This window comes from Rhizobium sp. KDH_Rht_773_N (assembly GCF_052946295.1).
Map to the genome: position 1 here is coordinate 298,476 of NZ_JBRFNB010000002.1, position 13,276 is coordinate 311,751.

Consider the following 13,276-nt stretch of genomic DNA (forward strand, 5'->3'; position numbering starts at 1 on the left):
TGCGTTGTTTTTCCCATGTCTGTCATCAACTGGACACCCCGTTTACGGTACGATAGTGTGCCTTAACGGGAACACATAAGGACTGGGGAATTTCATTGGTATGGCGTCTGCAGCCGATCTGTTGCGTATTGAGAACCTGGATGTCGCCTTCTCCGTCTTCGGCGACCGGCTGCGTGTCGTAAAGGAAGCCAATCTCCGCATTCTGCCAGGCAAAGTGACTGCCCTTGTCGGCGAAAGCGGCTCGGGAAAATCGGTCATCAGCCAGTCGATCATGGGCATCCTGCCGGCACCCGCCCAGGCGAGCGGCCGCATCCTGTTTACCGACCCGCTGGACGGCAAGGCGACCGATATTCTCTCCCTGTCGCGCGACAGCGCCGAGATGCGCGACCTGCGCGGCCGCCGCATGGCGACCATCTTCCAGGAGCCGATGACCTCGCTCTCGCCGCTCCACACGGTCGGCAACCAGATCAGCGAAGTGCTGTTGATCCATACGGATGCCGACAAGAAGGAAGCGCGCGAGCGCACCGAGGAAATGCTCGGCCTCGTCGGCTTTTCCAATCCGAAACGCACTTACGACATGTATCCGTTCGAGCTTTCGGGCGGCATGCGCCAGCGCGCGATGATTGCCATGGCGCTGATCTGCAAACCGGCGCTGCTGATCGCCGACGAGCCGACCACCGCGCTCGACGTGACGATCCAGGCGCAGATCCTCGAACTTCTGCGCGACCTGCAGGCCAAGCTTGGCATGGCCATGCTGCTCATCACCCATGACCTCGGTGTCGTCGCCAACATGGCCGACGAAGTGGTGGTGATCTATCACGGCGAGATCATGGAAGCCGGCCCGGTCGAGGCAATCTTCCGCAATCCGCAGCATCCCTATCTCAAGGCCCTGATGGCCGCGGTTCCGCATTTCGACATGAAGCCGGGCGAGCGGCTGAAAGCCCTGCGCGAGGTTCCGGTCAATCTGGAATCGCTGATCGGCAAGAAGAAGCCGGTTGAAAAGGAAGCGCCTGGCACGCTGCTTTCCGTCTCCAATCTTTCCAAGACCTACAGGACGCGCAAGCGCGGCTTTTTCGGCGGCCAGGAAGCGGCCATCGTGCATGCCGTGGATGATGTCAGCTTCGATATCCGCCGCGGCGAATGCCTGGGGCTCGTCGGCGAATCCGGCTGCGGCAAGACCACGGTCAGCAAGATTCTCATGCGTGCGATCACTCCGGATAGCGGCGCGGTCGTCTTCAACGACGGCAAGGAGACTATCGACGTCCTCTCCGTCAAGGGTTCGGAGCTGCAGGACCTGCGTACCAAGATCCAGATGGTTTTCCAGGACCCGGTCTCGTCGCTCTCGCCGCGCATGACGGTGCGCAATATTCTCAGCGAACCGCTGGAAATCCATGATCGCGGCGACAGCGCCGAGCGCAGGGCCAAGGTCGAGGCGCTGATGGGCGCGATCGGCCTCGACCGGCGTTATCTCAACCGCTATCCTCACAGCTTCTCCGGGGGGCAGCGCCAGCGCATCGGGATTGCGCGTGCACTGGCGCTCGGTCCCAAGCTCATCATCCTCGACGAGCCGGTCTCGGCCCTTGACGTCTCGGTGCAGGCACAGATCCTCAATCTCTTGAAGGATCTGCAGAAGGAACTGGGGCTCACCTATCTCTTCATCTCGCACAATCTAGCCGTCGTCGACTATATGGCAGACCGCATCGCCGTCATGTGCAAGGGCCGCATCGTCGAGATCGCCCCGCGCGAAATCATCCTGCGCAATCCGGTCCATCCCTATACGAAATCGCTGCTTGCCGCCGTTCCCTTCCCGGATCTCGACAGGCCGCTCGACTTCAAGGCGCTGCAGGAAAACGGTGCAGCCGACAAGCAGAATTGGGGCCAGGTCTTCACAGCCGAGCATGACGATGCCTCCGAACTCGCCTTTGCCGATCTCGGCGGCGGTCATCTGGTGCGCGCCCGCAAGGGCGCCGATGCAAAGGAACTGGTCTGATGGTGACGCGCCGCATCTTCCTCGGCGGTCTGATCGGCTCGGCTATCGCACCCTCGGTGTTGCGGGCACAGCAGGTCGCCGAGCCCGAATTTTTAAAGGCCCGGCTCGCCGACGGCAGCCTGCCGCCAATGGCGCAGCGCATCCCGGTCGAACCGCGTGTCGTCGATCTCAAGGAGATGGGCCGCGTGCCCGGCACCTATGGCGGCAACGTGCGCACCATCATCGGCAGCGCGCGCGATATCCGCTATATGACCGTCTACGGCTATTCGCGGCTCATCGGCTATGACACCAAGCTACAGTTCCAGCCCGATATCCTGCGCGACTTCACCTCTGAGGATGCTACGGTTTTCACCTTCCGCCTGCGCGAGGGGCACAAATGGTCGGACGGCCATCCCTTCACGGCGGAAGCCTTCCGCTACTGGTGGGAAGACGTCATCCTCAACAAGGAACTGACGCCCGGCGGCGGTGCGCTGGAACTACGCCCGCATGGTTCCCTGCCGCGCTTTGAAATGCTCGACGAACTGACGGTGCGCTATAGCTGGGACAAGCCCAATCCGGTCTTCCTGTCGTCGCTCGCCGGACCTCTGCCGCTCGTCATCTACGGTCCCGGCCACTACCTGAAGCAGTTCCACAAAGAATACCAGGACAAGGCCAAGCTCGACGATTTGATGAAGAAGAACCGGGCCAAGAAATGGGCCGACCTGCACATCAAGATGGCGCTCGCTTCGCGGCCGAACAATCCTGACCTGCCGACGCTCGATCCCTGGCAGAACCGCACGGCCCCGCCGGCCGACCAGTTCATCTTCGAGCGCAATCCCTTCTTCCATCGCGTCGACGAGAACGGCAGGCAGCTCCCCTATCTCGACAAGTTCATTCTCAACGTTTCATCCTCCTCGATCATCGCTGCCAAGGCGGGCGCGGGCGAATCCGACCTGCAGGCGACCGGCATCGATTTCAACGACTATACCTTCCTGAAAGAGGCGGAAAAGCGCTTCCCGGTGAAGGTCGATCTCTGGAAAGTGGCGCGCGGCTCGCGCATCACGCTCCTGCCGAACCTCAATGTCGCCGACGAAGCCTGGCGGGTTCTCTTCCGCGACGTGCGTTTTCGGCGGGCCTTGTCGCTGGCCATCAACCGGCATGAGATCAACATGGTCGCCTTCTACGGCCTCGGCAAGGCGAGTGCCGATACGGTGCTGCCGGAAAGCCCGCTCTTCAGGCAGGAATATGCCGACGCCTTCGTGAATTTCGACCCGGATACCGCCAACAAGCTGCTCGACGAACTCGGCCTCGACAAGCGCGCCAGAGACGGTATCCGCTTGCTGCCAGACGGCCGCCGCTGCGAGATTACCGTCGAGACGGCCGGCGAGAGCAATCTCGACACGGACGTTCTGGAACTGGTGCACGATCACTGGGCCAATATCGGCCTGGCACTCTTCACCCGCACCTCGCAGCGCGACGTCTTCCGTAACCGCGCCATGAGCGGCTCGATCATGATGTCGATCTGGTACGGGCTGGATAACGGCGTACCGACCGCCGACATGTCTCCTTATGGACTAGCCCCTACACTGGATGACCAGCTTCAATGGCCGCTTTGGGGCATGTACTATCTGTCCGCCGGTCAGGAGGGCAAAGCGCCCGATCTGCCGGAAGCGGCTGAACTTGTGGACCTGCTGAACCAATGGGGCAGAAGTGCTACGACGCAAGAGCGTGAGGTTATCTGGCACAAGATGCTGTCCCTCTATACCCAGCAGGTCTTTTCGATCGGCCTCATCAACAGCACGCTGCAGCCTATCCTCAGATCTGCCAGGATGCAGAACGTGCCGGAACACGCGCTTTTCGGCTTCGATCCGACCTCCTACCTCGGCGTCTATATGCCCGATACCTTCTGGTTCAAGGAGGCCTGAGCGATGATCCGCTACATCCTCTGGCGCATCGCTGCCATGGTGCCGACCCTGCTCGTAATCTCGGCACTGGTCTTCGTCATCATCGAACTGCCGCCGGGCGACTTCTTCGAAAGCCAGATCGCCGAACTGCGCGCCCAGGGCGAGACCGCAAACCTGCAGGAAATCGAGGAGCTGCGCCATCAATACGGTTTCGACCAACCGGAGATCGTGCGCTACTTCTACTGGGTCGGCGGCATGCTGCGTGGCGATTTCGGCTATTCCTTCGAATATCAGCTGCCGGTCTCCGACGTCGTGGGCGACCGGCTGTGGCTGACGATCCTCGTTTCATTCTCGACCATTCTCCTCACCTGGCTGATCGCCTTTCCGATCGGCATCTATTCGGCGACCCACCAATATAGCTGGGGCGATTACGGGCTGACCTTCCTGGGCCTACTCGGCATCGCCATCCCGAACTTCATGCTGGCGCTGATCCTGATGTATTTCGCCAATGTCTGGTTCGGGCTTTCGATCGGCCACCTGATGGATCAGCAATATCTCAACGAGCCGATGAGCTGGGCCAAGGCGCAATCCATTCTCGCCCATCTCTGGATCCCGGTCATCATCGTCGGCACGGCGGGTACCGCCGGTATGATCCGCCGCCTGCGCGCCAACCTGCTCGACGAGATGCAGAAGCAATATGTGACGACGGCGCGTGCCAAGGGCCTGCATCCGATGCGGGCGCTGGTCAAATATCCGCTGCGCATGGCGCTCAACTTCTTCGTCGCCGACATCGGCTCGATCCTGCCGTCGATCATTTCGGGTGCGGAGATCGTCGCCATCGTTCTGTCGCTCGAGACGACCGGGCCGATGCTCATCAAGGCGCTGCAGAGCCAGGACATGTATCTCGCCGGTTCATTCCTGATGTTCCTCGCCTTCCTGAACGTCATCGGCGTGCTGATCTCCGATATAGCGCTCGGCTTCCTCGATCCCCGCATCCGTCTGCAAGGCAGGAGCACCAAATAATGTCGCCCCTACCCGCACCTGGCGCGGCGCTGCCGCATTATGTGTCGACTGCTCCCTTCGATCCGATCGCAACGGAGACGATGACTTCGGCGCAGTCGCGCATCCACCTCGCCTCGCAGAAGCAGCTCATGTGGTGGAAGTTCAAGCGCCACAGGCTGGCGCTTGCATCCGGCATCTTCCTCGCAGCCGTTTACTTCATGATTCTGATCGTCGAGTTCCTGGCGCCCTACGGTCTGCACACCCGCAACGTCGATTTCATCCATTCGCCGCCGCAGCGGGTCCGTCTTTTCGACAGCCAGGGCAATTTCGTCGGTCCGTTCGTTTACGGCCGGAAGATGACGCTCGATATCAACACACTGCACCGCCTCTACACCAACAACGAAAACGACATCCAGCCGATCCGCTTCTTTTGTCGTGGCGATAGCTACAAGTTCTGGGGACTTGTCGCTTCCGACTTTCATCTCGTCTGCCCGGCAATCGGTGGACAGATGTTCCTGCTCGGCACCGATCGCCTCGGCCGCGACGTGCTTTCACGCATCCTTTACGGCGCACGAATCTCGCTCACCATCGGCCTGATCGGCATCGCCATCAGCTTCATCCTCGGCATCGTCATCGGCGGGCTCGCCGGTTACTGGGGCGGCGTCTTCGATCTCATCGTCCAGCGCCTGATCGAGGTGCTGCAATCGCTGCCCTCGCTGCCGCTCTGGATGGCGCTCGCCGCCATCATGCCGGTGACGTGGAGCCCGATCGTCATTTATTTCGGCATCACCGTCATCCTCGGCATCATCGACTGGACCGGGCTTGCCCGTGCCGTTCGCTCCAAGCTCCTGGCCTTGCGCGAGGAAGATTATGTGCAGGCCGCGCAACTGATGGGCGCCAGTACGCCGCGCATTATCGGCCGGCATCTGGTACCGGGCTTCATGTCACATCTCATCGCCTCCGCGACCATTTCCATTCCGGGCATGATCCTCGGCGAGACGGCACTTTCCTTCCTCGGGCTCGGGCTGCGGCCACCGATCACCAGCTGGGGCATCCTGCTGACGGAGGCCAAGAGCGTCAGCGTCATCGCTTTCTATCCATGGCTGCTGTTTCCGATCGTTCCGGTTGTGCTGGTCATTTTAGCGTTCAATTTTCTGGGAGACGGCTTGCGCGATGCGGCAGATCCCTACAAATAGCGTCGAGCCCGGTGGAGCGCGTCGCCTCCGCCGCCTCATGGCCTCCGATCGGCGGGGGTGGTAGAACTATGTCGTCCACCTCAGAGGGCACCCCCATGGCCAGACGTCTCGAAGATGCACGCATCCTCATGTATAGCCACGATACGTTCGGCCTCGGCCATCTGCGCCGCTGTCGGACCATTGCCCATGCGCTCGTCGAGGATTATCGCGGCCTGAACATTCTGATCATTTCAGGCGCGACGATTGCGGGCGCCTTCGACTACCGTGCCCGAGTCGATTTCGTGAAGATCCCAAGCGTCATCAAGCTTCGGAACGGCGAATATACCTCGCTCGCCAGCCACATCGACCTTCAGGATACGCTGAAGATGCGCGAGTCGAGCATCCGCCACACCGCCGAGACCTTCGAGCCCGATATCTTCATCGTCGACAAGGAACCATTGGGCCTGAAGGGCGAGGTCGAAGAAACGCTTGCCTATCTCAAGGCGCGGGGCACCACGCTGGTTCTGGGCCTGCGAGAGATCATGGACGCGCCGCATCTGCTCGAAGCCGAGTGGAAGAAGAACAGCGTCATGCAGAAGATCGACCAGTATTACGACAGCATCTGGGTCTACGGACCGCCGGATTTCTACGATCCGCTTGTCGGCCTCGACGTGCCCCCCGGCGTTCGCCGCAAGATGGATTTCGTCGGCTTCCTGCAGCGCAGCGTTTCCAAGGGAAAGAAATCGCTCAACGCACGCAAGGACGACTATATCCTGGTCACGACCGGCGGCGGCGGCGACGGCTCCGATCTGGTTCACGACGTGATGAACGCCTATGAAGCCGACACGACGCTGACGCAGAAGGCGCTGGTTGTGCTCGGCCCCTATATGCCGGCGGCAGAGCGCGCCAGACTCGTCAAGAAGGGTGAGCTGATCCCCTATATCGAAGTGATCGAGTTCGACAATCATATGGAAGAACTGATCGACGGGGCGACCGGCGTCGTCGCCATGGGCGGCTACAACACCTATTGCGAGATCCTGTCCTTCGACAAACCGGCGCTCATCGTGCCGCGCGTCGCGCCGCGCGAAGAGCAATTGCTGCGCGCCCGCCGCGCCAGCGAGCTTGGCCTCATCGATATGCTGCTGCCTGAACAATCTGCCGATCCCGCCGTGATGGCCGAATCGCTGAAGCGCCTCCCGTCGCGGCTTCCGCCATCGAAGAGCGGCTGCAACATGCATCTCGAAGGGCTGGATCACATTTCCCGCACCGTCGGCGACTGGCTGGACAGCCGCGGACGCCACCTGTCTCTCGTCGGCGCAGAATAAAGAGCCGTCCTTTGCCGCTACGCCGCAAGATCCTCGTCGTGCTGAAAGGCTACCCCCGCCTTTCGGAAACCTTCATCGCTCAGGAATTGCTCGGCCTTGAAAAGGCCGGCTTCGACCTGACGTTGATTTCCATGCGCCGGCCGACCGACAAGAAGCGTCATCCCGTGCATGACGAGATCAAGGCGCGTGTCGTCTACCTGCCGGAATATCTGCACGAAGAGCCGATCCGCGTGCTGAAGGGCCTTTTCGCCGGTTTTTCGAAGCCGGGCTTCGGCGCCTTGATGAAGCGCTTCTTTGCCGATCTGCCGCGCGATGTTTCCCGCAACCGTTTCCGCAGGCTCGGCCAGGCGCTGGTGCTGGCGCGCGAATGGCCCGACAAGGGCGAATGGCTGCATGCCCATTTCATCCATACGCCGGCCTCGGTGACGGAATATGCGAGCATCCTGACCGGTACGCCATGGACCTGCTCGGCCCATGCCAAGGATATCTGGACCTCGCCCGACTGGGATCTCGGCCAGAAGCTCGCAAGCGCCCGCTGGGCCGTGACCTGCACGCGAAACGGCTACGAGCACATGAAATCGCTGACCGGCCGCAAGGATGCGGTGCATCTGAGCTATCACGGCCTCGACCTTGCCCGCTTCGGCCATTTCGCGGGCGAACGCTCGAACCGCGACGGCAGCGACCCCGCCGATCCCGCCCTTATCCTCAGCGTCGGCCGGGCGGTGGAGAAGAAGGGTTACGACATATTGCTGCGCGCCCTTGCGCTGCTGCCGAAGGAACTGAATTGGCGCATGGACCATATTGGCGGCGGCGAGCAGCTTTCGAAGCTGAAGAAGCTTGCGGCTGAACTCGGCCTTGGCGAGCGCATCGCCTGGAAGGGCGCGCTAGCGCAGGAAGACGTGCTTGAACATTATCGCCGCGCCGACCTCTTCGCGCTTGCCTGCCGCATCGCCGCCAACGGCGACCGTGACGGACTGCCGAATGTGCTGGTTGAAGCGTCCAGCCAGCGGCTTGCCTGCCTCTCCACCAATGTCTCCGGCGTGCCGGAACTGTTGATCGATGGCGAGAACGGCCTGGTCGTGCCGCCGGAAGATCCGGCAGCCCTGGCAGAAGCGCTCGAAACGGCGATCCGCAATCCCGATCTGCGCAAGCGGCTGGGGGATGCGGCCGAAGAGCGCGTGCGCGGCCATTTCGACTATCACTCCAGCATCCGGCAGTTGAGCGACCTGTTCGAGGCAGAATGGCAGAAGGCGTCATGACGGCTCCCCGCATCTTCTTCTACGTCCAGCACCTGCTCGGCATCGGCCATATTGCGCGCGCCAGCCGCATCGCCAACGCTTTGGTGAGCGACGGTTTCGACGTGACGGTCGTCACCGGCGGCCTGCCTGTGCCGGGCTTTCCGGGCGAAGGCGTCAGAACGATCGAACTGCCCCCCGTCGTCGCCAGCAATGTCGGCTTTTCCGGCCTTGCTGACTCTCAAGGTCAGGCGGCCGGCGAGGGGTTTCTTTCCAGACGCCGCGACCTGCTTCTGAAGGCTTTCGAGGAAACGAGACCGGATGTCGTCATCATCGAGGCCTTCCCCTTCGGCCGCCGGCAGATGCGCTTCGAACTGCTGCCCCTGCTCGATGCGATCGAAAAGGCCAATCCGCGGCCGAAGCTTCTGAGTTCGGTGCGCGACATCCTGCAGGAAAACCGCAAGCCTGGCCGTGACGAGGAAACCGTCAGGCTGGTCAAGGACCATTTCGACGCGGTGCTCATCCATGGCGATCCCGACTTCGTGCGCCTGGAGGACACTTTTCCGCTGACGGCCGAGATTGCCGACCGGCTGCGCTATACCGGTCTCGTTGCTCCGCCGCCGGCGCCGGAACCTTCCGAAGCATTCGACATCATCGCCTCGGCCGGCGGCGGTGCCGTCGGTCTGGACGTGATGCGCGCCGCGCGCGATGCGGCCGCGCTGCTGCCTGCCGATCTTCGCTGGCTGCTGATTGCCGGCCCCAACCTTCCCGGAGCCGACTTTTCCGCATTGTCCCAGGATGCGCCTGCCAATGTCACCCTGGTGCGGTTCCGCAAGGATTTTCCCTCGCTCTTGCGCGGCGCCAAAGTGTCGATCTCGCAGGCGGGCTACAATACGGTGGGCGATCTCCTGCGCACCCGATGCCGGTCGATCCTTATCCCCTTCGTGGCGGCCGGCGAGACGGAACAGACCGTGCGCGCCGAACGGCTGCAGGCACTCGGCCTTGCCGAAATCCTGCCGGAGAATGGGCTGACGCTCGACGCCGTCAAGGCCGCGGTCGAACGGGCGCTTGCCGCGCCGCCGCGTCCGGCCGTTTCGCTGGATCTCGACGGTGCCGCAAAAAGCGCAGCCATCATTCGCGCAATGATCGGCTGAAACCCTCGCCTATTCTAAAATTCATGTGATATAAGAAAAATTCCGGCGAGAATCGGCGTTTCGACATTAGTCCGCTCCGCCTTGTTTTCGTTGCGATATCGGCGGTCTGACTGCATGGTCCTGTACTTGGAGATTCCCCCTTGCCCGGCACCAGGATCGCTGTTCGGACTTTTCCCACAGTCTGACGGTTAGCCATGGAAAAAAGCCTCGCCCGCTACATCTGGAAGAACACGCGGCTGCAGCAGCTCTGGATCCTGCTGGTCGTCGCAGCCTCCATGGTGCCCTACTTCCTGTCCTTCGACCTGCCCAAGCAGATCGTCAACGGGCCTATTCAGGGCGACGGTTTCGAAGGACCGGGCGCAAGACAGACCTTCATGCACATTGCCTATGACATCCCGCTCATCGGCCATGTCGAAATCTTCAGGGGCCTGGAACTCAACCGCTTCCAGATGCTGATGGCGCTGAGCCTCGTCTTCCTGGCGCTGGTGGTCCTGAACGGCCTCTTCAAGTTCTACATCAACACCTATAAGGGCCGGCTCGGCGAACGCATGCTGCGCCGCATTCGCTTCGAGCTCATCGACCGCGTGCTGCGTTTCCCGCCTGCCCATTTCAAGCGCGTAAAATCCGCCGAGATCGCCACCATGATCAAGGACGAGGTCGAGCCGATGGGCGGCTTCACGGGTGATGCCTTCGTCTCGCCCGCCCTTCTCGGCGGCCAGGCGATTACCGCGCTTGCCTTCATCATCGTTCAGAATTTCTGGCTCGGCATGATCGCCGCCTCCATCGTCGGCGTACAGGCGGTGGTCATCCCCCGCATGCGCAAACGCCTTCTCGAACTTGGCCGCCAGCGCCAGCTGACCGCCCGCGAACTTTCAGGACGCGTCGGCGAGATCGTCGAGGGCATCGGCACGATCCACGGCAACGATACGTCCAACTTCGAGCGCGCCGATATCGCGACCCGCCTCGGCCGTATCTTCTCGATCCGCTACGACCTTTATCAGTGGAAGTTCCTGGTCAAGTTCATCAACAACTTCCTTGCCCAGGTGACGCCTTTCCTGTTTTACGCGATCGGCGGTTATCTGGCGCTGCAGGGCAGGCTCGACATCGGTCAGCTCGTCGCCGTCATTTCCGCCTACAAGGACCTGCCCGGCCCGCTGAAGGAACTGATCGACTGGGACCAGATGCGCCAGGATGTGCAGGTCAAGTATGCGCAGGTCTACGAGCAGTTCAACGTCGAACCGCTGATCGACAGCCGCATTCAGGAACTTGCGACAGCACCGGTCGCCCCGCTGACAAGCGCTTTCGTCGTCACCAACCTCTCCGTCAGCGACGACAGCGGCGCGCGCCTCGTCGACCATGTCTCGGTCGAGATCAAACCGAACGAGACGGTCGCGATCGTCGGGCCGAACGGCAGCGGCGCGGAAGCCTTCGCCGAAGCGCTTGGCCGGCTCGTCTGGCCGGATTCCGGCCGGATCACGATCGACGGACAGGACCTGCTGGACCTGCCGGAATCGATCACCGGCCGGCGCATCTCCTACGCCTCTGCCGACAGCTATTTCTTCCACGGGACGCTGCGCGACAACCTGCTCTACGGTCTCAAACATGCGCCGATGAAGGAGCCGGAATATGACGGCAAGGCGGCGCAGGAATATAAGTGGCATGTCGCGGAATCGCAGAAGGCCGGCAATCCGATCCTCGATTTGAACAGCGACTGGGTGGACTATAACGCTGCCGGCGCCAACGGCCCCGACGACCTGCTGAAAGCGATCCGGCCGGTGCTCGATGCGGTGCTGATGTCGCAGGATATCCTGGATCTGGCGCTGCGCTCCACCGTCAATACCGAGGTTCATACCGCGCTCGGCAGCCATATCGTCGAACTCAGGACATCGCTGCGCGAACGGCTTGCCGCCGAAAATCTCGATGCCATCGTCGTGCCCTTCGATTTCGACTCGTACAACACGCAGGCGACCGTCGGCGAAAACCTGCTGTTCGGCACGATGAAGCGGCCGCTGATGAACAACCGGCGGCTTGCCGGACATCCCTATTTCCAGCAGCTCTTCCGCGACACGGGGCTGAGCACAGACCTCTATGCGATGGGCCTGGAAATCGCCGAGAACGCAGTGGAACTCTTCCACGACCTGCCGCCGGACCATCCCTTCTTCCAGCAGCTCACCTTCATGACGGCGGATGATATTCCGACCTATCAGGCACTGCTGCAGAAGCTGCAGGGCAAGCGTTTCGAAGATGCCACGCCGGAAGACCGCGCAAGCATCATCCGGCTGAGCTTCGCCTATATCGAGCCGCGGCACCGTTTCGGTCTCCTGACCCAGACGCTGATGGACAAGATCGTCGCTGCCCGCAAGCAGTTCCACGAGAACATTCCCGACGATCTCGCCGAACTGATCGAGCGCTACGACGTCAACCGCTTCACGGCCTCGGCAAGCCTGATGGACAATGTACTCTTCGGCCGCATCGCCTATCAGCAGGCCGATGCCTCGGACCGGATCCGCCTTATCATGGGGGAACTGTTCGATGCGCTCGATCTCTATGACGACGTCCTGTCGATCGGGTTGGAATTCGATGTGGGTTCCGGCGGCAAGCGCCTGACGGGCGTGCAGCGGCAGAAGCTCAATCTCGCCCGCGCGCTGCTCAAGCGCTCCGACTATTTCATCTTCAACAGGCCTATCCCGGCGCTCGACCAGCGCATCCAGGACCAGATCACCCATAACATCATCGAGGGCCTGCACAAGGAAGGCAAGCGCCCGGCAATCATCTGGGTTCTGTCCAACGCCAAGCTGGCGGAAATCTTCGATCGAATCCTGCTCTTCGATCGCGGCGATCTTGCCGAGGCGGGCAACTATCCGGAACTTTCCGAGAAAAACGGTATGTTCAAGGAACTGTTATCGTAATATTCTATTGGGGCGGCAGAGATGGCGCCCGCAAGGCGCCTTGGAGTTGGTTTTTAGCGCATGATCCAGGACCATGCGGCAGGGGGTGTAACACTCATGCTGTTGAGAGATGAAGTCGAAATGCTGCGGCGGGTGCCGATCTTCTCGAGGATCGCACCAGCGAAACTCAAGCTCTTGGCTTTCACCTCCGACCGAATGACTTACAATGCCGGCCAGAACCTGTTCCGTCAGGGCGATGTCGGCGACGCGGCCTATGTCGTTCTGTCTGGCACGGCCGATATCATCGTGTCCTCGCCTGCTGGCGAGATCAAAGTTGCCGATGTCGAGGTCAATTCCATCGTCGGCGAAATCGCCATTCTCTGCGACGTTTCCCGTACCGCAACTGTGCGCGCCACCTCGCCGCTCGAAGTCCTGCGTATCAGCAAGGAACATTTCCTCAAGCTTCTGAGCGACTTTCCTGAAATGGCCGTGGAGATCATGCGTGTGCTCGCCGACCGTCTTAACCACACGACCGCCGAACTGACCGCTGCGCGCGCCGCCAAGCAGCCGCAGATGGCGCAGTGAAATTCAAAAATTGATATCAAAAAGGCCCGCCGGCTCTCC

The 13,276-nt window shown here is 61.4% G+C and carries 9 protein-coding genes; all 9 read left to right on the forward strand.

Going from position 1 to position 13,276, the window contains the following annotated elements:
- Positions 1-100: 100 nt before the first annotated feature.
- The 9 genes from ACU8HS_RS23355 to ACU8HS_RS23395 all read left to right on the forward strand — a co-directional run bounded on the left by ACU8HS_RS23355 (position 101) and on the right by ACU8HS_RS23395 (position 13,237).
- On the forward strand, positions 101-1,990 hold the full coding sequence (locus tag ACU8HS_RS23355) for an ABC transporter ATP-binding protein (RefSeq protein WP_113497300.1): 1,890 nt from the start codon (positions 101-103) through the stop codon (positions 1,988-1,990).
- Positions 1,990-3,894 (forward strand): ABC transporter substrate-binding protein, encoded by a 1,905-nt coding sequence (locus tag ACU8HS_RS23360; RefSeq protein WP_112570512.1) that lies wholly within the window; start codon positions 1,990-1,992, stop codon positions 3,892-3,894. The genes ACU8HS_RS23355 and ACU8HS_RS23360 overlap by 1 nt, the downstream gene beginning before the upstream one ends.
- Positions 3,895-3,897: 3 nt before the next feature.
- On the forward strand, positions 3,898-4,896 hold the full coding sequence (locus tag ACU8HS_RS23365) for an ABC transporter permease (protein ID WP_447016294.1): 999 nt from the start codon (positions 3,898-3,900) through the stop codon (positions 4,894-4,896).
- Positions 4,896-6,071: an ABC transporter permease gene (locus ACU8HS_RS23370; protein ID WP_162702901.1), complete on the forward strand. Its 1,176-nt coding sequence runs from the start codon at positions 4,896-4,898 to the stop codon at positions 6,069-6,071. Before ACU8HS_RS23365 ends, ACU8HS_RS23370 begins: the two co-directional genes overlap by 1 nt.
- A gap of 95 nt (positions 6,072-6,166) precedes the next feature.
- Entirely contained in the window at positions 6,167-7,375 is a 1,209-nt protein-coding gene (locus ACU8HS_RS23375) for a glycosyltransferase family protein (RefSeq protein WP_447016295.1), read from the forward strand.
- An 11-nt stretch (positions 7,376-7,386) separates the two neighbouring features.
- Positions 7,387-8,634 (forward strand): glycosyltransferase family 4 protein, encoded by a 1,248-nt coding sequence (locus tag ACU8HS_RS23380; protein ID WP_447016296.1) that lies wholly within the window; start codon positions 7,387-7,389, stop codon positions 8,632-8,634.
- Positions 8,631-9,764 (forward strand): glycosyltransferase family protein, encoded by a 1,134-nt coding sequence (locus ACU8HS_RS23385; RefSeq protein WP_447016297.1) that lies wholly within the window; start codon positions 8,631-8,633, stop codon positions 9,762-9,764. Before ACU8HS_RS23380 ends, ACU8HS_RS23385 begins: the two co-directional genes overlap by 4 nt.
- Positions 9,765-9,958: 194 nt before the next feature.
- Positions 9,959-12,673, forward strand: a complete 2,715-nt coding sequence (locus ACU8HS_RS23390; protein ID WP_112703381.1) for an ABC transporter transmembrane domain-containing protein — start codon at positions 9,959-9,961, stop codon at positions 12,671-12,673.
- 96 nt (positions 12,674-12,769) lie between these two features.
- A complete protein-coding gene (locus ACU8HS_RS23395; protein WP_025669918.1) occupies positions 12,770-13,237 on the forward strand; it encodes a cyclic nucleotide-binding domain-containing protein in 468 nt (155 codons plus the stop codon).
- Positions 13,238-13,276: the final 39 nt, after the last annotated feature.